At 62.6% G+C, this 25594-nt stretch carries 23 protein-coding genes; 14 read left to right on the top strand and 9 right to left on the bottom strand.

Features of this window, described 5'->3' with window-relative positions; all coding sequences use genetic code 11:
• Positions 1-21: 21 nt before the first annotated feature.
• The gene (locus EJ076_RS16455; protein ID WP_126068594.1) at positions 22-1533 is read right to left on the bottom strand and encodes a leucyl aminopeptidase; all 1512 of its coding nucleotides are present in this window, start codon (positions 1531-1533) and stop codon (positions 22-24) included.
• A 353-nt stretch (positions 1534-1886) separates the two neighbouring features.
• Here EJ076_RS16455 and lptF point away from each other — a divergent pair, with 353 nt between their 5' ends.
• The 7 genes from lptF to EJ076_RS16420 all read left to right on the top strand — a co-directional run bounded on the left by lptF (position 1887) and on the right by EJ076_RS16420 (position 9875).
• A complete protein-coding gene (gene lptF / locus EJ076_RS16450; RefSeq protein WP_109662846.1) occupies positions 1887-3089 on the top strand; it encodes an LPS export ABC transporter permease LptF in 1203 nt (400 codons plus the stop codon).
• Entirely contained in the window at positions 3086-4171 is a 1086-nt protein-coding gene (gene lptG, locus EJ076_RS16445; protein WP_206438822.1) for an LPS export ABC transporter permease LptG, read from the top strand. The genes lptF and lptG overlap by 4 nt, the downstream gene beginning before the upstream one ends.
• Positions 4171-6609 (top strand): LPS-assembly protein LptD, encoded by a 2439-nt coding sequence (locus tag EJ076_RS16440; RefSeq protein ID WP_164548662.1) that lies wholly within the window; start codon positions 4171-4173, stop codon positions 6607-6609. The genes lptG and EJ076_RS16440 overlap by 1 nt, the downstream gene beginning before the upstream one ends.
• Positions 6610-6700: 91 nt before the next feature.
• Positions 6701-7636, top strand: coding sequence for a peptidylprolyl isomerase (locus EJ076_RS16435; protein WP_164548661.1), 936 nt, complete (start codon positions 6701-6703; stop codon positions 7634-7636).
• Position 7637: 1 nt separating this feature from the next.
• A complete protein-coding gene (gene pdxA / locus EJ076_RS16430; protein WP_126068593.1) occupies positions 7638-8666 on the top strand; it encodes a 4-hydroxythreonine-4-phosphate dehydrogenase PdxA in 1029 nt (342 codons plus the stop codon).
• A 10-nt stretch (positions 8667-8676) separates the two neighbouring features.
• A complete protein-coding gene (rsmA, locus tag EJ076_RS16425; protein WP_109662838.1) occupies positions 8677-9516 on the top strand; it encodes a 16S rRNA (adenine(1518)-N(6)/adenine(1519)-N(6))-dimethyltransferase RsmA in 840 nt (279 codons plus the stop codon).
• A 26-nt stretch (positions 9517-9542) separates the two neighbouring features.
• Positions 9543-9875 (top strand): ASCH domain-containing protein, encoded by a 333-nt coding sequence (locus EJ076_RS16420; protein WP_245463056.1) that lies wholly within the window; start codon positions 9543-9545, stop codon positions 9873-9875.
• 5 nt (positions 9876-9880) lie between these two features.
• On the opposite strand, the gene gmk is transcribed toward EJ076_RS16420, so the two are convergent.
• The 7 genes from gmk to fabD form a co-directional block, all read right to left on the bottom strand.
• On the bottom strand, positions 9881-10537 hold the full coding sequence (gmk, locus tag EJ076_RS16415; protein ID WP_126068591.1) for a guanylate kinase: 657 nt from the start codon (positions 10535-10537) through the stop codon (positions 9881-9883).
• A 3-nt stretch (positions 10538-10540) separates the two neighbouring features.
• The gene (locus EJ076_RS16410; protein WP_126068590.1) at positions 10541-11431 is read right to left on the bottom strand and encodes a YicC/YloC family endoribonuclease; all 891 of its coding nucleotides are present in this window, start codon (positions 11429-11431) and stop codon (positions 10541-10543) included.
• A gap of 165 nt (positions 11432-11596) precedes the next feature.
• Positions 11597-12847 carry an endolytic transglycosylase MltG gene (gene mltG / locus EJ076_RS16405; protein WP_126068589.1) on the bottom strand — a complete coding sequence of 417 codons (1251 nt, stop codon included), beginning with the start codon at positions 12845-12847 and terminating at the stop codon, positions 11597-11599.
• Between the two features lie 102 nt (positions 12848-12949).
• Positions 12950-14212, bottom strand: a complete 1263-nt coding sequence (gene fabF / locus EJ076_RS16400; RefSeq protein WP_126068588.1) for a beta-ketoacyl-ACP synthase II — start codon at positions 14210-14212, stop codon at positions 12950-12952.
• A gap of 34 nt (positions 14213-14246) precedes the next feature.
• A complete protein-coding gene (locus EJ076_RS16395; RefSeq protein ID WP_006203723.1) occupies positions 14247-14483 on the bottom strand; it encodes an acyl carrier protein in 237 nt (78 codons plus the stop codon).
• 333 nt (positions 14484-14816) lie between these two features.
• On the bottom strand, positions 14817-15554 hold the full coding sequence (gene fabG, locus EJ076_RS16390) for a 3-oxoacyl-[acyl-carrier-protein] reductase (RefSeq protein WP_126068587.1): 738 nt from the start codon (positions 15552-15554) through the stop codon (positions 14817-14819).
• Positions 15555-15614: 60 nt separating this feature from the next.
• Positions 15615-16568 (bottom strand): ACP S-malonyltransferase, encoded by a 954-nt coding sequence (fabD, locus tag EJ076_RS16385; protein WP_109662828.1) that lies wholly within the window; start codon positions 16566-16568, stop codon positions 15615-15617.
• A 244-nt stretch (positions 16569-16812) separates the two neighbouring features.
• Between fabD and EJ076_RS16380 the strand changes: the two genes are divergently transcribed.
• On the top strand, positions 16813-18777 hold the full coding sequence (locus EJ076_RS16380) for an LTA synthase family protein (protein WP_206438800.1): 1965 nt from the start codon (positions 16813-16815) through the stop codon (positions 18775-18777).
• A gap of 48 nt (positions 18778-18825) precedes the next feature.
• Here EJ076_RS16380 and EJ076_RS16375 read toward each other — a convergent pair whose 3' ends face one another.
• Positions 18826-20472: a pilus assembly protein gene (locus EJ076_RS16375; RefSeq protein ID WP_126068586.1), complete on the bottom strand. Its 1647-nt coding sequence runs from the start codon at positions 20470-20472 to the stop codon at positions 18826-18828.
• 465 nt (positions 20473-20937) lie between these two features.
• Between EJ076_RS16375 and rpsF the strand changes: the two genes are divergently transcribed.
• The 6 genes from rpsF (at position 20938) to EJ076_RS16345 (ending at position 25460) form a co-directional block, all read left to right on the top strand.
• Positions 20938-21438 (top strand): 30S ribosomal protein S6, encoded by a 501-nt coding sequence (gene rpsF, locus EJ076_RS16370; protein ID WP_013532520.1) that lies wholly within the window; start codon positions 20938-20940, stop codon positions 21436-21438.
• Positions 21438-21686 (top strand): 30S ribosomal protein S18, encoded by a 249-nt coding sequence (gene rpsR, locus EJ076_RS16365; protein ID WP_006203718.1) that lies wholly within the window; start codon positions 21438-21440, stop codon positions 21684-21686. Before rpsF ends, rpsR begins: the two co-directional genes overlap by 1 nt.
• A gap of 220 nt (positions 21687-21906) precedes the next feature.
• On the top strand, positions 21907-22491 hold the full coding sequence (gene rplI, locus EJ076_RS16360) for a 50S ribosomal protein L9 (protein ID WP_109663351.1): 585 nt from the start codon (positions 21907-21909) through the stop codon (positions 22489-22491).
• A 299-nt stretch (positions 22492-22790) separates the two neighbouring features.
• Positions 22791-24095 carry a cyclopropane-fatty-acyl-phospholipid synthase family protein gene (locus tag EJ076_RS16355; RefSeq protein WP_126068585.1) on the top strand — a complete coding sequence of 435 codons (1305 nt, stop codon included), beginning with the start codon at positions 22791-22793 and terminating at the stop codon, positions 24093-24095.
• Positions 24096-24163: 68 nt separating this feature from the next.
• A complete protein-coding gene (locus EJ076_RS16350) occupies positions 24164-24487 on the top strand; it encodes a YnfA family protein (RefSeq protein WP_126068584.1) in 324 nt (107 codons plus the stop codon).
• Between the two features lies 1 nt (position 24488).
• The gene (locus EJ076_RS16345; protein ID WP_126068583.1) at positions 24489-25460 is read left to right on the top strand and encodes a small ribosomal subunit Rsm22 family protein; all 972 of its coding nucleotides are present in this window, start codon (positions 24489-24491) and stop codon (positions 25458-25460) included.
• The last annotated feature ends 134 nt before the right edge of the window (positions 25461-25594 follow it).

Raw genomic sequence — 25594 nt, 5'->3', positions numbered from 1 at the left:
GTCTATAGTGATTGAATCCGCTCACTGCTCATAATTGTCGCGCACCAGCCGGTCGAGCAGCCTGACGCCGAAACCCGAACCCCAGGATTGGTTGATCTCGTTCGACGGCGAGCCCATCGCGGTGCCGGCAATGTCGAGATGCGCCCAAGGCGTGTCCTTGACGAAGCGCTGCAGGAATTGCGCGGCGATAATGGCGCCGCCATAACGGCCGCCGATGTTCTTCATGTCGGCATTCTTGGAATCGATCAGCTTGTCGTATTCGGCGCCGAGTGGCATGCGCCACAGCCGCTCCTGCGTTGCCTGCCCCGCCGCCGTCAGCTTTTCGGACAGTTCGTCATTGTTGGAAAACAGGCCGGCATAGTGCTGGCCGAGCGCGACCATGACGGCGCCGGTCAGCGTTGCCAGATTGACCATGAATTTCGGCTGGAAGCGGTCGTTGCAGTACCACAGCGCATCGGCCAGCACGAGGCGGCCTTCCGCATCGGTGTTGAGCACCTCGATGGTCTGGCCCGACATCGAGGTGACGATGTCGCCGGGGCGCTGAGCATGGCCGTCGACGGCGTTTTCGACCAGGCCGATGACGCCGACGACATTGGCTTTCGCCTTGCGCGCAGCCAGCGCATGCATCAGGCCGGTGACCGCGGCGGCACCACCCATGTCGCCCTTCATGTCCTCCATGCCCGAGGCCGGCTTTATCGAATTGCCGCCGGTGTCAAAGGTGACGCCCTTGCCGACGAAGGCAACCGGGCTGTCCTTTGGCTTGCCGCCGTTCCACTGCATGATCGCCATGCGGGCGCCGCGCGGCGAGCCTTGCGCGACACCAAGCAGCGAGCCCATGCCGAGCTTCTTCATCTCCTTTTCGGCCAGGATCTCGACCTTGACGCCGAGCGCCTCGAGTTCCTTGGCGCGGGCGGCGAACTCGACCGGCCCGAGCACGTTTGCCGGTTCGTTGACGAGGTCACGCGCCAGAAGGACGCCGTCGATCACCGCCTCGGCGTCGGTGAAGGCTTTTTTCGCCGCGGCTGGATCTGCCGTGTGAATGGTCACCTTGACCGGCTTTTTCGGCTCTGCCTTGCCGTCGTCCTTGTCCTTCCTGGTCTTGTACTTGTCGAAGGAATAGCTGCGCAGAAGAATTCCCGCTGCAAGGCTCGCCGCATCCTTGCCACTTGGCGACGCGCCGGCGAGATCGAGCACCACCGCCACATCGGTCGCCTTGCGCAGCGACGCGGCAATGGTGCCGCCAAGCTTCAGCCACGCATAGTCGTCGAGCCCCGACACCTTGCCGGCGCCTATCGCCACCAGCCTGTCAAGCGACGCTTCCTGCGGCGCCAGAACCTCCACCACGCTAGCGAACTTGCCGGTGAACTCGGCCACCGGAAAGGCCCGCTCCAGTGTCTTGCCGGGATCGCAAGCCTTGGCGGCGTCGCTCAGGCCACCCTCATCCGCCAACAGCACGAAGGCTGTGCCCTTCTTGTTCGCCGCGGCCTGGGGTGCGGAAAATTTAGCGAATGCGATCGACGGTCTTTGGCTCATCATGTCCTGCTTTCGGGGAATGCGCGGCTTTTGGGGAAGTGGTTCGAAACGATGCGCGACATTTGGTCGTTTTGCTCCATTTGGCAAGACATTGCCAAATTCGCACCCCATATCACCGATGGAATCGATGGTGATTCTTCGCGGCACGGCCCCGCTTCTTGCCGCAACCTGTTGTTAACCATCGATGTTCTCCCTTTCTTATCCATTCCCGCCGACACTCCGGCCCGCCGGGGCGGGTGACTTGGAACGGGAACCGGATCGACCATCTGTTGGAGCCAGTTGTGCAGGCGCTGCCGGACAGCTACCCTTGTGCGGTGGCATGATGCCGTTCGAGAAAATCGAGAAAAGCCTTCATGAAGGTCGTTGAACGCTACATCATGCGCCGCGCTTTCGTGGTCTTCATGGCCGCGCTTGTCTGGACGCTGGCCATCGTGTGGACGACGCAGGTGCTGGCAAAGATCGACCTGGTCACTGACAGCGGCCAGTCGGCGCTGACCTTCTTCGAGGTCGCCGCCCTCATTCTTCCGTCCATCATCCCGATCGTCGTCCCTTTTGCGCTGGTGGTGGCGGTCGCGCAGACGCTCAGTGCCATGAATTCGGATTCCGAACTCGCCGTCGTCAACGCGGCGGGCGCCTCGCGCTGGACCATCGTGCGGCCGATCATGCTTTTGGCGCTGGCGGCCGCGGTCTTCTCCTTTGCCGTCGACAACGGCATCGATCCCTATGCCCGGCAGAAGAACCGGGCCCTGGTGGCGTCGTCACGCGCGGATCTGTTGTCGCTGATCATCCAGGAAGGAACCTTCCGCAAGATCGAGGACGGGCTGTTCCTGCAGATCGGCGAGCGGCTTCCCGACAATCGGCTGGGCGGCATTTTCGTCGCCGATTCGCGCGAAGAAGGCGTCAACCTCGTCTACTACGCCAAGACCGGCAGCATCGTCGAACGCGGCGGCGAAAAGGTGCTGATGATGAATGACGGCGTCATCCATCGCAAAACGCTGACTGGCGATCTCTCCGTCATACGCTTCACCTCCTATGCCTTCGACATGTCGGCCTTCATGGCGGCTGCTTCGGCGGTGACGCTCCTGCCGAAAGACCAGACGACCCAGTACCTGCTCAACCCGAGCGCCAACGACAAGAATTATCAGCAGAACCCCTCCGAATATCAAGCCGAGGTCAACCAGCGGTTTTCGGAATGGACGTATTCCATGGTCTTCGCGCTCATCGCGCTGGCGGTCGCCGGAGACGCGCGCTCGCACCGCGAGGCACGCGTCAATCCGCTGATCACGGCCATCGGGATATCGCTGTTCGTGCGTTGGCTGGGCTTTTTTGCCGCCAGCAAAGCCGATGAGATCCCGCAATATGCCTATATGGTCTATGGCGTGCCGATCGTGGCTTCCGCGGTGGCGATCTGGTTCATCGTCTCCAACCGGACCATGGAACTGCCGGTGGCCTGGGCCGACTGGATGACAAATTTCGCCACGCGCACCGGTGACAGCTGGAACGCTCTCAAACTGCGTTTGTCCAGACGCGGCACTTCAGGGCAAGGGGTCAGCTGATGGGCTGGACGCTGGGCCGCTATTTCTTCTTCCGCTATGTGACGATCACCATCTGGTTCTTCATCGGCCTCCTGGCGCTGGTGTTCCTGATCGATTTCACCGAACTCTCCGGCCGCACCACCGGCCTGCCCGGCTTCACCTACGGAACGGCAGTGGCCATTTCGGGGCTCCGAATGCCGATGATCATGCTGCAGACGGTGCCGTTTGTCGGTCTGTTCTCGGCGATGGCGACGCTGGTGTCGCTCAACCGGCGCTACGAACTGGTCATCGCGCGTTCCGCGGGCGTTTCCGCCTGGCAGTTCCTGTTGCCATGCTGCATCGGAGCCTTGCTGTTCGGCGTCTTGTCGGTTGGCGTCATCAATCCGCTCGCCGCGCACGCATTCTCCTGGTCCGAGCAGATCGAAACCCAGCTGCGTTCCGGCAAATCGAACACGGTTTCAGCCGATGCCGCGCCCTGGATTCGGCAGAAAACCAGTTCGGGGGACACCATCATCGGTGCGCGGGCCATCCTGAATCAGGGCCTGGAGATGGCCGATGTCGTCTTTTTCATTCTCGACCCGCAAGGCAACATCGTCGAGCGCAAGGACGCCGCGCGCGCCTTCCTGCGCGACGGCTATTGGGAATTGCAGAACGTCAAGACATTCCAGAACGGCACGATCCAGGCATCGACAACCGATCGCGTGCCGACCAATCTGAAGCCTGAATTCGTGCAAGAGCGGCTGGCGCGCCCCGAAACCATCCCTTTCTATGATCTGCCGGGAAAGATCGAGGTTGCCCGCTCCTTCGGCCTCAAGGCAAATGCCTTTGCCATGCAGTTTGATTCGCTGGTGGCGTTGCCGTTCCTTCTCGTCGCCATGACGCTGATTGCGGCAACGGTTTCAATGCGATTTGCTAGGATGGGGCAGTCGGCAACGATGATTCTGGGTGGCATCATCGCCGGCTTTCTGCTTTATGTCGTTTCGGTGCTGGTGAAGGCATTCGGCGTGGCGGGATTCGTGCCGACTGTCGTAGCCGCATGGGTGCCGGTCGTAGTGGCTATGTTCTTCGGGGTGACTTTCCTGCTATACAAGGAAGACGGCTAGTGAGGGAGGCGTTTTTGCCCAGCAACAGGCAGGCCCGTTTGGCGCGCCTCTATGCGGCGACCGCCTTGGCGTGCGTGCTTGCATGCGTCGTCCCGATGCCGGCGTTCGCGCAGGATGTCGGTGACATGGCGACATCGGTTCCGTCAGGCTCGCAGATGCTGCTGGCGGCCGATACGCTGGTCTACAACAACGACAATCAGACGGTGACCGCCGTCGGTGGCGTGCAGATCGACTATGGTGGCAATCGCCTTGTCGCCCAGCGGGTCGAATACAACCGCAACACCAAGCGGATGGTTGCGAGCGGCAATGTCGAAGTCGTCAACAGCGACGGCACCAAGATCAATTCGGAACATATCGACATCACCGATGACTTCGCCGACGGCTTCGTCAACGCATTGCGTGTCGAAACCATCGACAAGGCCTATTTCGCCGCCGAAAGCGCCGAGCGCATGGGCGGCGTCCTGACCACGTTCCACAATGGCGTCTACACCGCCTGCGAACCGTGCGAGGACAAGCCCGACAAAGCGCCGACCTGGCGCGTCAAGGCCAGGAAGATCATCTGGAACGGCGAGAAGAAGACGGTTCGCTTCGAGAATGCGAATTTCGAGTTCTTCGGTTTCCCGCTCGCCTATCTGCCTGCATTCGAGATTGCCGACCCGACGGTGAAGCGCAAGAGCGGCTTCCTGATCCCCAGCATCGTCTACAAGAGCGATCTCGGTGTCGGCGTAAAAATTCCCTATTATTTCGCATTGTCACCGACCTACGACCTGACCGTCACCGGCTCCGGCTACACCAAGCAGGGCTTCCTCGGTGAGGCCGAATGGCGCCAGCGCTTCAACAATGGCCAGTACAGTTTGAAGATCGCCGGAATCCATCAGCAGGATCCCGATGCCTTCCTCGACACGACTGCCTTCCCCAGCACCGCTGGCCACAATGTCGATTCGGGCGCAGCGGGCGATCCCAACAAATTCCGTGGCATGATGGGCACGCAGGGCCAGTTCGCCATCAATCCGCGCTGGAATTTCGGCTGGGATGTGCTGCTGCAGACCGACAAGAACTTCTCGAACACCTATAACATCGACAAGTACAATGGCAGCGTCCACCAGTCGTCGGTCTATTTGACAGGTCTCAACGGCCGCAACTATTTCGACCTGCGCGCCATGCACTTCGAAGTGCAGGAAGATACACCCAACGACAACATTTCTGCGCGAAGCGGACAGCAGCCCTGGGTGCTGCCGTCGCTCGACTACGCCTATATTCCCGACGTATCGGTGGCTGGCGGCCAGCTGTCGCTCAATGTCAACTCGCGGGTTATCAGCCGCGACGATCTCGACCAGACCTACTTCACCCCTTACGTACCTGGTTCAGGCACGCAGCGTGTCCGTGGCATCGAAGGCGAATCGGGCCGCCTCACCGCCGAGGCCGAGTGGAAGCGGAGCTTCGTCACCGATGGCGGGCTGGTGCTGACGCCGTTGCTGGCACTGCAGGGCGATGTGGACTACCTGAACGCATCGTCGGCTTCGCTCGCCGCCATCAACCAGATGGCAACGAATTTGGGCGAGCAGGACGATATGCGCTCGTCATTTGCCCGCTACATGGCGACCGCAGGCCTCGAGATGCGTTGGCCGGTGCTGTTTTCCATGGCGAGCGGGTCCAGCCATGTGATCGAGCCGATGGCGCAGGTCTTCATGCGCCCGAACGAGCAGTATGTCGGCGGTCTGGCCGTTCCCAACGAAGACGCCCAAAGCATGGTGTTCGACGCGACCACCTTGTTCGAACGCGACAAGTTCTCCGGCTACGACCGCGTCGAAGGCGGTTCGCGCGCCAATGTCGGCTTCCGCTATTCCGGCTCGTACAACAATGGCTGGGGCACCAATGCCATTTTCGGCCAATCCTATCAGATCGGCGGCGAGAATTCCTTCGCGGCTCCGGATCTGGTCAATGTTGGCGCCTATTCAGGTCTCGACACGACCAAGTCCGACTATGTCGGCCTGTTCGGCATCAACAGCCCCAACGGCTTCGCGGCCTCGGTCAGCGGCCGTTTTGACGAACAGAGCTTTGAGATCCGCCGCGCCGAGGTGAAGGCCGCCTATTCCGGCCTGCCGGTGTCGCTGAGCGCCAAATACGCCTTCATCCAGGCCCAGCCGCTCTACGGTTTCACGACCGACCGCCACGAAGTCACGCTCGGTGCATCGACGCATCTCGCTGAGAACTGGCGCGTCTTCGGCACCGGAACCTACGACCTGCAGGAAAGCCTGTTGGTCAGGGACGGCGTCGGCTTCGCCTACAATGATTCCTGCTTCACCTATTTGATGACCTACTCGCAGTCGCGTGACCTGAACACCAGGGAGGTGTCGCAGACCATCGGCTTCAATCTGTCGTTCCGCACCCTCGGCGATTTCGGCTCGTCGAGCAGTGGCGTCGACACGATCCAGTAACAATCGGCGACATCGTTTCGCCGCATAGGGCTGGCACGGGTTTCGCGCACCTGAAAAGATAAAAATTGGGCGGAGCCGGGATAGAATTGGGATGCCAACGATGAGGAAATACCTCTTTTCAGCAGGTTTCGCGTTGCTTGTGGCGGCGACGTGCGTGTCGATCACCGTGATGACGCCACCGGCTTTCGCCAGCGAGATCAAATACGTCGTCAACGACATTCCGGTCACCACCGGCGACATCGCCCATCGCGCCGCCTTCCTGAAGCTGCAGCGCAAGAAGGGTGACGCCGGCCAGGAAATGATCGACCAGACGCTGCGCATGGCCGAGGCCAAGCGGCTTGGCATCCGCATCAGCGACGCTCAGGTCGAAGCGGCGTATCAGCGCTTTGCGTCAAGCAACAAGATGCAGCTCAGCCAGCTCGACGGCGTCATGGAGAAGTCGGGCGTCACCAAGGGCCACTTCAAGGAATTCATCCGCGCCCAGATGGCCTGGAACCAGGCCTTGAGCGCGCGCTACCGTTCCGGCGACGGTACCGGTGCCGTCAGCGAACAGGATCTTGTCAGGAAGATGCTCGAAAAAGGCGGATCCAAGCCGAGCGCCACCGAGTACATGCTGCAGCAGGTCATCTTCGTGGTGCCGGCGGCAGAACGCAGCGCGACGCTGGGCAAACGCAAGCGCGAGGCCGACGCCATGCGCGCCCGCTTCAGCGGCTGCAACACGACGCGCGAATTCGCCAAGGGCCTGATCGACGTCACCGTTCGCGATCTGGGCCGGGTGCTGGCGCCGCAACTGCCGCCGGACTGGGCTGAGCAGATCAAGGCTACCAAGGTCGGCGGCGCCACCGTCACGCGCGAAACCGAACGCGGCGTCGAATTCATCGGCATCTGCTCGTCGCGCGAAGTGTCCGACGACAAGGTCGCGCAGATGGTGTTCCAGGGCGAAAGCTCCGGTGACAAGAACGCCGACGAACTCAGCAAGAAATATGTCGACGAGCTGAAGGCGAAAGCCCGCATCGTCAAGCGCTGACGTGGGCAGCACCGTGGCTGTGCTCGCGCTGAGCGCCGGCGATCCGTCCGGCATCGGGCCGGAGATCGCCATCGCTGCCTTCATGGCGCGCGAGGCTGCCGCCCTGCCTCCCTTCTATCTGCTCGCCGATCCGGCGCTGATCGCCTCCCGGGCGCGTCTCCTCGGCATTTCGCTGCCGGTCGTCGAAACGACATCGGCGCAAGCGGCGCAAGTCTTTGCCCGCGCCTTGCCGATCGTTCCACTGACCACCCGCTGCATCGACAGCCCTGGCCGACCCGACCCGGCCAATGCGGCCGCCACCATCGAAGCCATCGACCGCGCCGTCGCCGACTGCCTCACCGGCGAAGCCTCGGCCGTCGTCACCTGCCCTATCGCCAAGAAGCCGCTCTACGATGCCGGCTTTCGCTTTCCCGGCCACACAGAGTATCTGGCACATCTGGCGGCCCGGCACAGCGGCGTCCAAGCGATGCCGGTGATGATGCTGGCAGGCCCCGACCTGCGCACCGTTCCCGTCACCATCCACATCGCGCTGGCCGAGGTGCCGAAGGCACTGACCACCGAACTGATCGTCGCCACTGCGCGCATCACCGCCGCCGACCTCATCGGCCGCTTCGGCATCGCCCGGCCGAGGCTCGCCGTTGCCGGGCTCAATCCGCATGCCGGTGAAGGCGGCGCCATGGGCCTCGAGGACGAGCGGATCGTGCGCCCGGCGGTCGACATCCTGCGTGCCGAAGGGATCGACGCTTTCGGTCCGCTGCCGGCCGACACGTTGTTCCACGCCCGGGCACGGGCGGGCTACGACGCAGCCCTTTGCATGTATCACGACCAGGCACTGATCCCGGCCAAGGCGCTGGCCTTCGACGAGGCGGTCAATGTCACGCTCGGCCTGCCCTTCATCCGCACCTCGCCCGACCACGGCACCGCCTTCGATATCGCCGGCAAGGGCGTGGCGCGGCCCGACAGCCTGATCGCAGCATTGAAGCTTGCCCGACGGCTGGCCGACACAAACACGAAGGCAGTTGCCGCATGAGACCGCAGGCATGAGCATCGACGGGCTGCCGCCGCTGCGCGAAGTGATCGAGCGTCATGGCCTGCAGGCAAAGAAGGCGCTCGGCCAGAATTTCCTGCTCGACCTGAACCTCACCGGCAAGATCGCCCGCACCGCCGGCGACTTGTCCGATGCAACCGTGATCGAGGTCGGTCCCGGTCCCGGCGGGCTGACCCGCGCCTTGCTCTCCAACGGGGCGCGTCACGTCATCGCCATCGAGCGTGACGAACGCTGCCTGGCTGCCCTTGCCGAAGTGTCCGATCATTATCCCGGCCGACTGGAGGTTGTGTCCGGCGATGCGCTGAAGACGGATTTCGCGGCACTTGCCAGTCGAGCGGCCGGGGACGGCGGCCCGGTAAAGATCGTGGCCAACCTGCCCTACAACATCGGCACGGAGTTGCTGGTGCGCTGGTTGACGGTCAGCGATTGGCCGCCCTTCTACACCTCGATGACTTTGATGTTCCAGCGCGAGGTAGCCGAGCGCATCGTCGCGCCCGCCGGCAGCGACAGCTATGGCCGGCTGGGGGTTCTTGCCGGCTGGCGGACGGAGGCGAGGATCGCCTTCGACGTACCGCCACAGGCATTCACGCCGCCGCCAAAGGTCACCTCCTCGGTGGTGCATCTGGTGCCGCGCCTGACCCCTCTGCCCGCCGAGGTGAAAAAACTCGGCCGCGTCACCGAAGCCGCCTTCGGCCAACGTCGCAAGATGCTGCGGCAAAGCGTGAAGAGCCTCGGCGGCGAGGCCCTGCTCGAACGCGCCGGCATCGATCCGACGCGCCGCGCCGAGACGCTCAGCGTCGAGGAATTCGTGCGGCTGACCAATGCGGCATGAGGGCTGACATGCAGGAACTTGGGGTGGTGCCTCGACTTTTCCCGCTTGTTGTGGCGGGGCAAAAGACGTCCACCATACGCTGGCGCGAAACGACGATCGTGCCGGGTTACATGCGCTATGTCTGCGATGGTGACGCCACGTCGACAGCCATTGTGTGGGTTACGCGCTGTACGGAGATGCCGTTGTCGAAAGCTGCCGCCTTTGTCGGGCGGCAAAGCGAGTGGCCAAAGGATGTCATGCTGTCCGGAATGCGAGAGCACTATCCTGAGATCGAATGGACCGACATCGTGCAGATCGTCGAACATCTGACACCGGCCGATAGCATGCCTCTATCCAACTACCCGGCTGCCACACCGTAGCCGGTTCAGCCAGTCTTCTCGTCCAACAGTCCCGAGACGAAATCGAACAGGCCTGGCCGACGATCACGTCTTAGCCGCTCGGCGACGACGATGCCGCGCACTTCGGCGAAGGCGCGGTCGAGGTCGTCATTGACGATGACGAAATCATATTCCTTCCAGTGCTCGATCTCGTTGCGGGCGTTTTTCAACCGCGTTTCGATCACCGCTTCCTGGTCTTCGGCGCGGCGCTTCAGCCGCGCCTTCAATTCCTTCATCGACGGCGGCAGGATGAAGATCGAGACGATGTCGGCGCGCATCTTCTCCTTGAGCTGCTGGGCACCTTGCCAGTCGATGTCGAACAGCATGTCGCGCCCTTCAGACAGCGCCAGTTCGGCCGGTTCGCGCGGGGTCGCATAGAAATTGCCGTGCACCTCGGCCCATTCCAGCAGCGCGTCGGAATCGCGCAGCCGCTCGAACTCGCGCATCGTCCTAAAATGGTAGTGGACGCCCTCGATCTCGCTGCCGCGGCGCGGTCTGGTGGTGACCGAGACCGACAGTTCGAGGCTGGAATCGCTTTCCAGAAGATTGCGCGCGATCGTCGACTTGCCGGCGCCAGATGGCGACGACAGGACGAGCATCAGGCCCCGGCGGCGAATGCGGGACCCCAAATCCTTGGCAACCATCGGCTACTCCAGATTCTGGATCTGTTCACGAAACTGGTCGACCACCGCCTTCAGTTCCAGCCCGATCGCGGTGACGGCGGCGGCATTCGACTTCGAACACAGCGTATTCGATTCGCGGTTAAATTCCTGTGCCAGAAAATCGAGCTTGCGGCCGACCGCGCCGCCGCCCTCCAGCAATGCCCGACCGGATGCGACATGCGTTTTCAGCCGGTCGATCTCTTCGCGAATATCGGCTTTGGTGGCCAGGAACGCCGCCTCCATGTGCAGCCGGGTCGCGTCCAGATTGGCGGAAGCGTCCATCAAAAGCCTGACCTGCTCGGCGATGCGCTCGCGGATCGCCACCGTCTCGCGTGACGGATCCGCCTCGGCCCGCAGCGTCAGCGCCTCGATTGTGTCGATATGACCCGACAACAGCAAAGCCAGCGCGGCACCCTCGCTTTGTCGTGCCTGTTCAAGCCCTTTCAGGGCCACATCGAGCGCGGCCATGATCGCGGCATCGAGCGCGGCCCTCGCCTCTTCGGTTTCGACAGTTTCGGGAATGTCGAGTACGCCGCGCAGCGACAGCAACCCGTCTGATGTCGCGGGTGCAGCGCCGAATTGCTCCTGCAGCCGCTTGGCGAGCCCAGCCAAGTCCTTCAGGAAGGCTTCGTTGACGACCGGCTGCGCCTGCGCGCCGGCGGCACGGCCGATGGTCAGCGTCGCCTGGAAGTTGCCGCGCGCAAAACGCTTCTGAAGTAGCTGCCGGACGGCTGGTTCCAGCCGCTCGAAGCCTTGCGGCAGTCGCAGCCGGACCTCGACGCTCTTGCCGTTGACGGACTTGACCTCCCAGGCGATCGAGGTGCCCTCATGCTCGGCGACGGCACGTGCAAAACCGGTCATGCTCTGCAAATTCATATCGCCCACACGTCCCTGGTGCACCACCCCGAAACCGGCTTTCCGGAGAGGAGCAAGTGCGGCTTGAAAATGACTGCGCCGCAGGCGCGTCGAAATCGGACGCGCGGCGCTCTTCCAAATGTCAGGGCATCGCCTGGTGAGCAATGCCCTTCCTTATTCTACATTCTACTGGGCAGCGCCCGCGTCACCGCCGCTGTCGTCGCCACCGTCAACCGGCACACTGTCAGCCGGCTTATCGGCATTGCTGTCGCCGGCGCCAGTTGTGTTGGCGGCCTTGGCGGCCTCATCTGCCTGCTTCTTCTGCAAGGCGCGATAGCGGGCGACATTCTCGTTGTGCTCGTCAAGCGTCGCGGCAAAGACGTGCCCGCCGGTGCCATCGGCGACGAAGTAGAGGTCGTCGGTCTTCGACGGGTTGGCCACCGCCTCCAGCGCTGCACGACCCGGATTGGCGATCGGCGTCGGTGGCAAGCCGTTGATCACATAGGTGTTGTAAGGCGTCTGCTTCTGGATGTCCGACTGGTAGATCGGCCGGTCCGCCGGCTTGCCCTTGCCGCCGAACAGCCCGTAGATGATGGTTGGATCGGATTGCAGGCGCATGCCCTTGGCAAGCCGGTTCAGGAAGACGGCGGCAACCCGTGAACGCTCGTCACCCTTTCCCGTTTCCTTCTCGACGATCGAGGCCAGCGTAACGAACTCTTCGATGTTGGCCAGCGGCAGGTCCGGCGCGCGCCGCTGCCAGACATCATCAACCAGCTTCTTTTGATCCGCCAGCAGCTTGTCGACCATCTGCTGGCGCGTCGCGCCGCGCGTGAAGCGCAGGGTGTCGGTGGCGAGACTGCCCTCTGGAGGCGTGGTCGCCGGCATATCGCCGCTCAAGGCAGTCTCGTCAGCGATGCGCTGCAGCGCCTGCTCGACCGTCAGCCCCTCTGGAATGGTCAGCGAATACATCACCGACTTGCCGCTCTTCAAAAGCTCCATGATGTCGCGCATGGAAGCCCTGGGCTTGACCTCGTACTCACCGGCCTTCAGTGCGGAATCATTGCCGAAGGCCCGCACGCCAAGGCGGAATACCCGGGCATCGCTGATCAGTCCGCGGCGTTCGAGCTGGTCGGCGATATCCTGGACGCCGGTGTTCGGCTTGACCAGAAAGGTGTCGCCATTGGCCGAGGGGCCGGGCTCGGTGAATTCCTGCTTGCCGAAATAGACCGCGACGCCAGCCGCCAGAACCATCAGCATCACCGAAGAGATGACGAAGTTCATGAACACGACGACCTGGCTGCGTGATGCACGCGAGCGCTTCGGCGGCGGCGTGCCGGCCTCCGGCCGCAACGCCTCGCTGGCCGTTTTCGGCACGATCGGGCCGGATGTCGCCGGCCGTTGCCCGAATTCTCCGTTGCCTGCCGGATTTGTGTTCATTTCGCCCTACCGTTTGATCGCCCAACGAATCCCCAGCGGCAGAGTAGGGGCGAATATGGCAAAATTGACGGCACGCCAAAGCGTCGCCCGATAGCCTGACGATCAGCCATTGTAGCGCTGGAAGACCAGCGACGCGTTGGTACCACCAAAGCCGAAGGAATTGGACAGCGCCACGTCGATCTGGCGGGCACGCGGCTTGTTCGGCACCAGGTCGATCGCGGTTTCGCGCTCCGGGTTGTCGAGGTTGATGGTCGGCGGCGCGACATTGTCTCTGATGGCAAGGATCGAAAAGATCGCTTCGGCGGCACCGGCCGCCCCGAGCAGATGGCCGATCGACGACTTGGTCGACGACATCGAAATCTTCGACGCGGCATTGCCGACAAGCCGCTCGACAGCGCCGAGCTCAATCGTGTCGGCCATGGTCGAGGTGCCGTGGGCGTTGATGTAGTCAACATCGGCAGGTGTCAGCTTGGCCCGATTCAGTGCGGCCGTCATGCAACGGAAGGCACCATCGCCATCCTCGGCGGGCGCCGTGATGTGATGCGCGTCGCCGGTGAGACCATAACCCGTCACCTCGGCATAGATCTTGGCGCCGCGCGCCTTGGCATGCTCGAGTTCCTCGAGCACGACAACGCCAGCGCCCTCGCCCATGACGAAGCCGTCACGGTCGCGATCATAGGGGCGCGACGCCGTTTGCGGCGAATCATTGCGCTCCGTCGACAGCGCCCGGCACGCGGCGAAGCCGGCGATCGAAAGCCGCGTCACCGGCGCTTCGGCGCCACCGGCGACCATCACGTCGGCATCGCCCCACATGATCAACCGGGCAGCATCGCCAATGGCGTGCGCGCCAGTCGAACAGGCCGTGACGACGGCATGGTTCGGACCTTTCAGCCTGTGCCGGATCGAAACCTGCCCGGAGACGAGATTGATGATCTGGCCCGGGATGAAGAAAGGGCTGATGCGGCGCGGGCCGCGTTCCTTGAGGATCATCGCGTTCTCGGCGATGCCTTCGATGCCGCCAATGCCGGAGCCGATCAGGACGCCGGTGGCGCACTGCTCTTCATGCGTCTTGGGTTCCCAGCCGGAATCCTTCAGCGCCTCGTCTGCGGCGGCAATCCCGTACAGGATAAAGTCGCCGATCTTGCGCAATTCCTTCGGCTCGAGCACGGCCTCGGGATTGAAGGTGGCATTGCTGCCATCGCCACGCGGAATGACGTGGGCGATCTTGCAAGCAAGATCCTCCACCTCGAACTCGGTGATACGCTTGGCAGCGCTGCGGCCGGTCAGAAGTTCCTTCCAGCTGTGCTCAAAGCCCATGCCGAACGGCGACAGCAACCCAAGGCCCGTGACGACGACACGCCTCATCGCAGGTCCTCCCCGGTGATGACTGCAGAAAGCGTCAGGCCGAAGCCTTGTCGATGTACTTCACGGCATCGCCGACAGTCAGGATGGTCTCGGCGGCATCATCGGGGATCTCGACGCCGAATTCTTCTTCGAACGCCATGACGAGTTCGACCGTGTCGAGGCTGTCGGCGCCCAGATCGTCGATGAAGCTCGCCTGCTCCGTCACTTTGTCGGCATCGACGCCAAGGTGCTCGATGACGATCTTCTTGACGCGCTCTGCGGTGTCACTCATTTGGGCATCCTCGTCTTTTGTTTGTCTGTCTTCGTTAGCGGGCAGAATGCCGCTAATCAAGCTGAAAGATGGTCCTGCCGGAAACGCAACGGCTACAGACCGGTTTTTGCCCGAACCGCCGGGTTGCGGGCCGCATTACACGAAAAATAGCTGAGGTCCAAGCCGAAATGGTCTCTTTTCACAGCCCGCCGGACCTTGTTCAGAATTCGCCCTGCCGGATCATATGGTGCGGTTTTCGAGAACCGGAGCGGAGCATACTTGGAGTACGCGAGCACCGGAAGCGCAGACAACCGTAGCAGATGGCCAGCAAGGTGGAATTATCAACAAGGCCCGTCAGATCATCGCCATGCCGCCATTTACATGGATGGTCTGGCCGGTGACGTAGGCGGCTTCGTTGGAGGCGAGATAGGCAACGGCGGACGCGACTTCAGCGCTGGTGCCCATGCGGCGCGTCGGGATCGCCGCCATGATCGCCTCTTTCTGCTTGTCGTTGAGCTTGTCGGTCATCGCCGATTCGATGAAGCCCGGAGCGACGCAGTTGACGGTGATGTTGCGGGTGGCGATCTCCTGCGCCAGCGACTTGGAAAAGCCGATCATGCCGGCCTTGGAGGCGCAGTAATTGGTCTGGCCGGGATTGCCGGTGACGCCGACCACCGAAGTGATGTTGATGATGCGGCCGTGGCGGCGGCGCATCATCGGGTGGGTGAGTTCGCGGGTCAGCCTGAACACGGCGGTCAGGTTGACCTCGAGCACGGTGTCCCAGTCGGCATCCGACATGCGCACAAACAATCCGTCCTTGGTGATGCCGGCATTGTTGACCAGGATGTCGACGCCTTCGAGATCGGCCTCCGCCTTCTGGCCGAGCGCCTTGACGTCGTCACGGTTGGACAGATTGGCCGGAAACAGCTTGACCCGGTCGCCAAGCTCGTTGGCAAGCGCTTCCAGTTTCTCGATGCGGGTGCCATGCAGGCCGACGATCGCGCCTTGCGCATGCAGCACTCTGGCGATCGCCTCGCCGATGCCCCCGGATGCGCCGGTGACGAGAGCCTTGCGGCTAGTCAATTCGAACATTTTTGTCTCCTGATTGAGAAGAGAACACCCTGTTTTACAGGGATGGGATCAAATGACGCTTTATGCAAGCGCTGCCAATGCCGCCTCGACCTCAGCCGCAGAGCCGACCGACGCGGTGGCGATGTCGCGGTTGATGCGCCGCGCCAATCCCGAAAGCACCTTGCCCGCGCCAATTTCGTAAAGCGTGGTGACGCCATTTGCGCCGAACCATTCCACCGTCTCGCGCCAGCGCACGCGGCCGGTTATCTGTTCGACCAGGCGGCGGGCGATCTCGTCCGGATCGCTCGACGGCGCCACAGACACGTTGGAGACGACCGGGACGGCCGGCGCGTTCTTTGTCACACCGGCGAGTGCGTCGCGCATGACGTTCGCGGCCGGCGCCATCAGCGCCGAATGGAAGGGCGCGGATACCTGCAGCATCAGCGCGCGCTTGGCGCCCTTTTCCGTGCACAATTTTGCCGCCAGTTCGACCGCGGCCTTGGCGCCGGAAATGACCAGCTGGCCGCCGCCATTATCGTTGGCGATCTGGCAAACCGCCCCGTTGGCCGAGCTTTTGGCGGCTTCTGTGCAGGCAGCCTCGACATCGGCCTGCTCCAGTCCGATGATCGCCGCCATCGCACCCTCGCCGGCCGGCACCGCCGCCTGCATGGCATTGCCGCGGATGCGCAGCAGCCTGGCGGCATCGGCAACCGAAACGAACCCTGCGGCCGCGAGCGCCGAATACTCGCCCAGCGAATGGCCGGCGACATAGGCGACCTTGCCTTTCAGCGAGAAGCCGCGCGATTCCAGCGCCCGGATCGCGGCCAGCGACACCGCCATCAGCGCCGGCTGCGCGTTGGCGGTCAGCATCAACGTCTCTTCCGGCCCTTCCCAGATCAGCTTCGACAGGTTTTCGCCGAGCGCGTCGTCGACTTCCTGGAAGATCCTGCGCGCCTCGGGAAAGGCGTCGGCGAGATCTTTGCCCATGCCGACTGCCTGGCTGCCTTGTCCAGGAAAGGTGAATGCAACGGCCATGCGAGGACTCCCAAGGGCTGGTTTTGCTTATCTGATAGACGAGTTTTTCTTGCCTGTGACGCAAGGCAGGTCGCCAAGTCAAGCCCAGTTCGACCCCGCCCGGCGGCGGCTTCGTCTGCCGAGTGCCTGTTCCGAAAGGCTTTTTGGCGATCACTCCTGATGAAAACCGCTCACGATTCGTTTGCTGGCTCTTCTTATTTTCGCTACAGGCGCTAGCTTTGCGTGACAATTCTATGACAATCGAGTGACGTGTTTGTCGCTGGGTGGGGAAGTTAAGGTGGCAAAGAGTTACAAACGCGCAGGCAAGGCCGCGCCACAGTTCTTGGAAGACGACCCTTCCACCGGCTATCTGCCGGGCAGGAGATGGCCGGTCGTGCGCTATGGGCTGATCAGCCTGGCGATCGCTGCCATGCTGGTGTTTGCCATCGAACTGATCGTGCGCGGCGACTTTGCTGGCACCGTCTCCTTCTTCCTGCAGCCGCTCAAGCCTGGCTGGACCACCATTGTCGTGTTTGCGCTAATCCTGATCGGCCTCGATGCGGTGCTCGGCCGCAGCCACCAGAGCCTGATGATCGTCGCGCCGCTGACCTTGTCGCTTGCCTTCGTCGGTCACCAGAAGTCGCACTATCTCGGCGATCCGCTCTATCCGACCGATTTCCTCTATGCCCGCCAGACTTTCGCGCTGCTGCCGCTCCTGGTGCGCGACCGGCCGATGACCGCGCTTGCCATGGTCGTCGGCATCGTCGCCGGCCTGTCGCTGCTCGTCTATGGCTGGCGGCTGTGGCGCCGCAAGGTTCCGGTGCTCAGCCGCAAGGGACGCCTTGCCCGGCTGACGCTGGCCGTGCCGCTGCTCGCTTTCTTCGTTTCGATCATGGACTATGCCACCTTCTCCTGGACCAGGGACAGGCTGCAGATCATACCGATCATGTGGGACCAGAAGGAAAATTATGCCTCCAACGGCTTTGCGCTGGCCTTTGCCCTCAACGTGCCGATGGCGCATGTCTCGGCGCCATCAGGCTATTCCGACAAGGCAATCGCGGCGATCAGCAGGACTGATGTGACCGCCTCGGTGCCGGCCGAGAAGCCCGACATCATCATCGTCATGAGCGAGTCCTTCTGGGATCCAACCAAGCTGCCCGGCGTCACCATCACGCCCGATCCGATCCCCAATGTGCGGGCGCTGCGCTCGGGCTCGATGTTCTCGCCGGAATTCGGCGGCATGACCGCCAACATCGAGTTCGAGGCGCTGACCGGCTTTTCCAACGCATTCCTGCCGGCCGGCAGCATCCCCTATCAGCAATATGTGCGCACGCCGACGCCTTCGCTCGCAACCTTCCTCAAGAGCCAGGGTTACCGCGCGCGCGCCATCCATCCCGGCACCAATTGGTTCTGGAACCGTGGCGCAGTCTACGCCGATTTCGGCTTCAACGATTTCAAGTCGGAAGAAACGCTGCCGCCGATGCAGAAGCGCGGGCCGCTGGCATCGGATGCGGCGATGACCGACGAGATCATCAGCGAGGCCGACGCCAGCGACGAACCGGTGTTCTTCTTTGCGGTCAGCCTGCAAAACCACGGTCCCTACGAGCCGAACCGCTATTACAATCCCACCCATACGGTGCAGGCGCCGATCAGCCAGTGGGCGCGCGAATCGCTGCTCAGCTACGCCGAGGGCTCAGCCGATGCCGATCGCGGTCTCGAACGCCTGGTCGAATGGGCGAAGAAACGCTCCCGCCCCACGGTGATCGCTTTCTTCGGCGACCATCTGCCGCCGCTGGGGCCGGTCTATGTCGAAACCGGCTTCCTGAAGGACAATGTCGCGCCGCGCAAGGAAGCCTCGCCCGAGGCCGCCCTCGAACACCACGAGACGCCGCTGGTCATCTGGTCGAACCGCACCGGGCCGGCTGAAGACATGGGCGCCGTCAGCCCGGCCTTCCTGCCCTATCATATCCTGAAGACGGCCGGCATCAGCCATCCCTACTACACCGGATTTCTGGGCAAGATGAGCGAACGTTACCGCGTCGTCGACCGCAACCTGTTGCTGACGCCGGCTGGCGAGGCCACGCCCGATTGGGCGCGGCAGAAAGAGATCGACCCGGCGATCCGCGATTTCCGCCTGTTGCAGTACGACATGATGTTCGGCAAACGCCACGCAGCGCCAGACTTCTTCCCCGAAACGGTTGACAAGGTTGTCGCCGCCCATACGAGTTGAACCGATCGATCTCGTGAGGAGCCGGCCGGTCTCTCTCGGGTCGAGCGTTCAATTCGTCAATTGCAGCTTCGTGAACTTGTTGGCGATCTGCAGGAACACGTTCGGCAGTTTGGTCGGATCGTTGACGGCATAATAGTCGCTCGGGTCTGAGGCGCAGGCGCTGTAAAGCGCGCGGTTGGCGGCGGTGTCGGACTGCAGCACCATGGTGTAGATTTGCACCCCCTCGTCCTTTAACTGCGTACAAACGCTTTTGGTCCAGCCGTCGACATTGCGCGCCGCGGTCGTCTGGTTGTCCGATCCAAAGCGACCACCAGCCAGATAGCCATAAGGTGTGTAGTCGGATTTCGTCGGCTGTTCGCTGGCGCCATAGACGACGTTCTCGCCATCGGTGAGCAACAGCACGATCTTGCTGATGCCCGGCGTCTTCCAAGGCGCGCCATCGGTGTAGGGCGCGGCGGGCGACAGCACCCGCATCCCCCACGATAGGCCCTCGGAGACATTGGTGCCTGAACCGTTCCACTCGGTCATCTCGCCTGCTGCTTTGCGCAGCTTGTCGAAATCGTCGGTCAGCGGGACGACGGGTGTGGGGCAAGCGCGGTTCGGGCCGACGGTGATGCGGGTACCCGTCTCGGTGATGAGCTCGTTGACGGGCGCGATATATTTGGCGATCTTTTCCTTGGCAGGCTTGCCGGGCGTCACCAAATCGCCGACGAGATCACTGACATCGATGCCGAGAGCGTTGCCTTTCTGCTTATCGAGCTTGGTCTTGTCGTAGCCGTCGTCGAGATAGGAATTGTTGTAGTATTTATCTGAATTGCCATAGGAGGCAGACGGGGCCTGGGCAACTTGCGGATCGTCCGGCGCGAAATACGGAACGAACAACGTGTCGGGCCTGGCGGGATCTGGCGGGGTGTCGGAAATGTTGTAGGTGCCCGGTCGCGCCTCGACGCAACCTTTCCATCCGGTACCGTTCCATCCGGGCTCTGTCCATCCGGTCTGCTTGAGCTGCTTGAAAAGCGCCATGTGATTGGGACGCTTACCGTCGATGACCGGGAAATTGATGCCGTTGGTGGACGACTTGCCGTCCATGTCGATCCAGGACGGGTCGAATCCGTCACCGTCGACGTTGACGGCCGTAACGAATGGAACCAGCGAGGCGCGGATCTGGCGTGTCGGTGACCTTGTCGATTCGAGCGTGTCGAGCAATGATTTGGTCGCTGTCCTCAGCGCCGTCATGCGCGCGCCGGCCATGGAGCCGGTGTTGTCGAGCACCAGCACGACTTCGAGCTGGTTGTTCGATTCGACGGCGGAGGCATCGACCACGATGTGCTTGCTGTCGCCGAACAGAAAGGCGAAGTTAAGACTGACGTCAGCGGAGGCAGTCGCCTTTGTCTTGACGAAATTGATGCCCTTGTCGACGGTCAACGTCGCCTGCGCATTGCCGAGTTCACCGTGCCCGACGATATTGGCCTGGAAATAGCGGTTGAAGGCATCATTGCGGGTGATGTCGAGATCGCCAAGATGCGAGGAGGCAAGGTTTGCCCCATCGAGGGCATTCTGCAGATTGCTCTTGGCCCGCATGAGGGTGGAGACATCGGTTGCGAAACCGACAGCCGTCAGGATGACCGGCAAGCCCAGTCCCAGCACGAGCGTGAAATTGCCGCTCGTTGAGCGCCAGAATTTGTCGAAAAGCATCCTTACCCCCGCAAATGCTTGCCGCGCCTTTTGTGCGCGGGCTATACGGCTTCTGCGCCTCTCATGATGAATCGACCGTTGACGGCGGGGGTTCAACTGCGCACAACCTGACAGTGTGGTTAAGGCGCAGTTGCCGGAAACCTCAAAGCCTGGGCCGTTGTTGCTGCTTGATTTTTCCGCCGCATGCGACACAGAGGACGCCGCCCGCCCTTGCGTTGCGGCTGGATTGCTATATAGACGCCCGCAATCTGCCGGTCCTTGCTGGGGGCTGAACGGAGGGCCGGAGGTTTTTTTTCGAAAACCTTCGTGTGATGCCAGAAGTGCTTCCGCCTCCCGTGTCTCCGCTCTCGACCGTCTCGAAATGCTCCTTTCTTCCCCGCCCTTCGGGACCAGCGGGTCAGAGAAGTTGCAGAGGCTTTTGCCGCCGGGAACCGGGAGAGAAACGAAGAAAGGCACTGAACCACTATGGCTCTATACGAACATGTGTTTCTTGCCCGGCAGGACCTCTCGCAGCAGCAGGTCGATGCGCTTGTCGAACAGTACAAGGGCGTCATCTCCGCAAATGGCGGGTCCGTCGGTCGGGTCGAGAACTGGGGACTGAAGTCCCTCACCTACCGGGTCAACAAGAACCGGAAGGCTTACTACACGCTGATGGACCTGAATTGCCCCGCGGCCGCGCTCAACGAGATGGAGCGCCAGATGGGCCTGTCCGAAGACGTGCTGCGTTTCCTGACCATCAAGGTCGAGGCGCATGAGGAAGGCCCGTCGGCCATGATGCAGAAGCGCGAAGAGCGCTCGGAACGCGGCGGCTTCGGCGACCGCGACCGTGGCGATCGTGGCCCGCGCTCGTTCGGCGACCGTGATCGCGGCGATCGTGGCGATCGTCCGCCGCGCTCGTTTGGCGACGCCGGTGCCGATCGTGGTCCGCGCCGTCCGCGCGAAGGCTTTGAAGGGGGTGCAGAATAATGGTCGACATCAACCAGATCCCGACCCGGCGCCCGTTCCATCGCCGCCGCAAGACCTGCCCGTTCTCCGGCGCCAACGCGCCCAAGATCGACTACAAGGACGTGCGTCTGCTGCAGCGCTACATTTCAGAGCGCGGCAAGATCGTGCCGTCGCGCATCACCGCCGTCAGCCAGAAGAAGCAGCGCGAACTCGCCAAGGCGATCAAGCGTGCCCGCTTCCTCGGCCTGCTGCCCTACGTGGTTCGCTAGATCTTTTATGAGCGGGCGGTTCGCCGCCCGCTCTTCTCCCACGGCGACGGGCGCCGCAGGGTTGAGCTTCAAATCCCGGGTTGAGGTCAAAACCTCTAACTGCCGCGACAGGCAGGACAGCGACACCAGCGCCCCAGGCGCTCAAGCTTCCTGACCTGTTCCAGAGACATCCGGCGTCGATCTCATCGATCGATTGGCGCCCAACCAAAGGAACAAGACCATGGAAGTCATTCTTCTCGAACGCGTTTCCCGCCTCGGCCAGATGGGCGATACCGTCAAGGTCAAGGACGGCTTTGCCCGTAACTTCCTGCTGCCGCAGGGCAAGGCGCTGCGCGCCAACGAAGCCAACAAGAAGAAGTTCGAAGGCCAGCGCGCCCAGCTCGAAGCCCGCAACCTCGAGCGCAAGTCGGAAGCGGCCCAAGTCGCCGAAAAGCTTGACGGCAAGAGCTTCATCGCCGTTCGTTCCGCCGGTGAAACCGGGCAGCTTTACGGTTCCGTTTCGACCCGCGACATCGCCGATCTGCTGACGGCAGAAGGTTTCTCGGTCAACCGCAACCAGATCCTGCTCAACCAGCCGATCAAGACTATCGGTGTCACCAATGTGGCGATCGCGCTGCATCCGGAAGTCGAAGTCACGATCACGCTCAACATCGCCCGCACGGCCGACGAAGCCGAGCGCCAGGCCAAGGGCGAGACGCTGACCACCGCCGAAGCCATCTATGGCGACGACATCAACGACAACGCCCGGCCGGAAAACTTCTTCGACCCGAACACCGAGTTCGAGGGCGGCGAAGACAACGCCTGATCATACGTCGCAAGGCGATTGGAGCTGCGCTTCGATCACGATTAGAGCTGCTCTGATCACTTTGCCGACATCCAGCAATACTGGACCAACGCCCGGGCCTCGCGCCCGGGCTTTTTTATGCCAAATGGAACTTTTCGAACCCCTATATATTGTTGCAGACTACAGCGTCGCGCGTCCTTTGGCCGCGCAAATGACGCTGTGGCACTTTGGTTCGGCGCAAGATCCCCGATGAAAATCGATTCCGATTTTCGGGGTCGCGCGCCAAGACAGCCTGTCTGGCCGAGAGGGGACATTTGGTCATGAATATTCTGTTGAAACGCGTTCTCGACCGCCTGGTGCGGACCGGCAATCTCAAGGTAACCGGCCCCAAGGGCGCGACAGTGGTTTTCGGCGACGGCAGCGGCGAACCGGTGCACATGCATATCAAGACCGCGCATGCCGAGCGCGCCATCACCTTCGATCCGATGCTGGCTGTGCCTGAATCCTACATGGACGGCGAACTCGACATTCTCGAAGGTGGCGTGCTGGGCGTGATGCGCATCGCCTTCCAGAACATGGGCAGCGGCGGCATCGACGCCACCTGGTCGAAGGCCATCGAAGGCCTGCGCCACGCCTTCCGCCGCCTGCAGCAGATCAACACCGCCTCGCGCTCGCGCCGCAATGTGCAGCGCCACTACGACCTGTCGGGGGATCTCTACCGGCTCTTCCTCGACGAGGACATGCAGTATTCCTGCGCCTATTTCGAGCAGCCGGACATGACGCTCGACGAAGCGCAGGCCGCCAAGAAGCGCCACATCGCCGCCAAGCTCCGGCTGAAGGCCGGCCAGACGGTGCTCGACATCGGCTCCGGCTGGGGCGGGCTTGGCCTCTATCTCGCCAAGGCGTTCGACGTCGACGTGCAGGGCGTGACGCTGTCGACCGAGCAACATGGCGTCGCCACCGACCGGGCGCACGCGCAAGGGCTGGAAAGCCGCGTGCATTTCGAGCTCAAGGACTACCGCGAACTCAACGAGCGTTTCGACCGCATCGTCTCGGTCGGCATGTTCGAGCATGTCGGCGTCAACCATTACCGCACCTTCTTCGACAAGAGCGCGACGCTGCTCAAGCCGGATGGCGTCATGCTGTTGCACACGATCGGCCGTTCCGGCGTGCCGTGGGCGACCAGCGCCTTCATCCGCAAATACATCTTCCCGGGCGGCTACATCCCTGCGCTCTCGGAAGTCATGCCGGCTATCGAGAAGTCAGGCCTGGTGGTCACCGACGTCGAGATTCTCAGGCTCCACTATGCCGATACGCTGAAGCACTGGGGCCAGCGCTTCGCGGCCAACCGCGACAAGGCCAAGGCGATCTATGACGAGCGCTTCTGCCGCATGTGGGAATTCTACCTGGCTGCCTCGGAAGCCGCCTTCCGCTGGCAGGACCTGGTCATCTTCCAGATCCAGATCACCAAGAAGAACGACACGCTGCCGGTGTCGCGCGACTACATAGCCAAGTGCGAGAAGGCGCTTGAGATGCGCGACATGGGGCATCGTGAAACGGCACCGGTCAAAAAGAGCCCTGCCGCCAAGCCGGCGCGCCGCCGCAAGGTTGCGGACCAGGAATAGGCATTGCCGCTTGCCATTGCCGGCTCCTGCACTGAAAAAGGTCCCGTGATCGTCACGGGACCTTTTTCATGACCTACGTCCTCTATGCCGCTGCCGCCCTGGCTGAGATCGCCGGCTGCTTCTCGTTCTGGGCCTGGTGGCGGCTGGGGAAGTCGCCGCTGTGGCTGCTTCCCGGCCTCGCCTCACTTGCCCTGTTCGGCTTTCTGCTGGCGCTGGTCGGCACGTCAGCCGCCGGCCGCGCCTACGCCGCCTATGGCGGCATCTACATTGCGGCGTCGCTTGGCTGGCTGTGGCTGGTGGAGGACGTGCGCCCCGACCGCTGGGATTTTGCCGGTGCCGCGCTGTGCATTGCCGGCGCTTCGCTGATGCTTCTCGCCCCGCGGGGCGCGTAAGATGGAGTTGCCGGCATCCCTTCGCCAAGGTGTCGAGCGCCTGCTCGAAAACGTTCCTCTGGCGGCACTCAAGCAAGCGGCAAAGACGCTGTCCGACCGCTACCGCGCCGAGCTGCGCGACGGCCGTCTGCACATGGCCGAGGATCTGGCGGTGAAGGCCTATCTGGCGACGCGGCTGCCGGCGACCTATGCCGCGATCCGCGCCAGCCTCGACGCGCTGAGCGACGCAAAGCCCGGCTTTCAACCCAGGAGCCTGCTCGACGTCGGCGCCGGCCCCGGTACGGTGCTTTGGGCCACGACCGATCAGTGGCCCGATCTCGAACAGGCGGTGCTGCTGGAAGCGAGCGCGGCGGTACGCAAGGTCGGCGAGACACTTGCCGGCGACGCAATTGCCGCCCGGACCAGATGGCTGGCGGGTGATGCCACCATCGACCTTGCCGACATCGAGCCGGCCGATCTGGTCACTTGCGCCTATGTGCTGGACGAGATCATTCCGGCATCACTGCCGAAGCTCATCGGCCGGCTCTGGCAACTCACTGGCGACACGCTGCTGATCGTCGAGCCGGGAACGCCCGCCGGCTGGCAGCGCATCCTTGCCGTGCGCCGGCAGCTGATCGAGGCGGGCGCACATGTGCTTGCGCCTTGCCCGCATCACGCGCCCTGCCCGCTCGCCCCGCCCGACTGGTGCCATTTTTCCCGACGCGTCGCCCGCTCGCGCCTGCACAGGCTGGCCAAGGACGCCGACGTGCCGTGGGAAGACGAGAAGTTCATCTATGTCGCAGCGTCCCGAGAGCGGCCCACTTCGCACCAGGCACGGGTTCTTGCGCCGCCGAAATCCGGTTCCGGCAAGGTTCTGCTCAAGCTTTGCCAGGACGACGGTACCGCCGCCGAGCGCTTGTTCACCAAGCGCGACGGCGCCGACTTCAAGCTGGCCCGGCGGTTGGACTGGGGCGACAGGCTGGCTTCCGAATAGGCAGCCGTGGCGTTTCGAACCGCGCCGAAGAAAAATTTCGGAGCGATGTCGAATCCAGGCCGTGCCGTTCGACCATTGGCGTTCTCGGACCTTTCGAGACGCCAAGAGTGTCAAACGACATCAGCCAACAGGAG

Origin of the sequence: Mesorhizobium sp. M7D.F.Ca.US.005.01.1.1 (genome assembly GCF_003952545.1) — a bacterium.
Taxonomy (GTDB): Bacteria; Pseudomonadota; Alphaproteobacteria; order Rhizobiales; family Rhizobiaceae; genus Mesorhizobium; species Mesorhizobium loti.
Note: the sequence above shows the minus strand (reverse complement) of the source record. Positions and strands in the feature narration are given on the sequence as shown.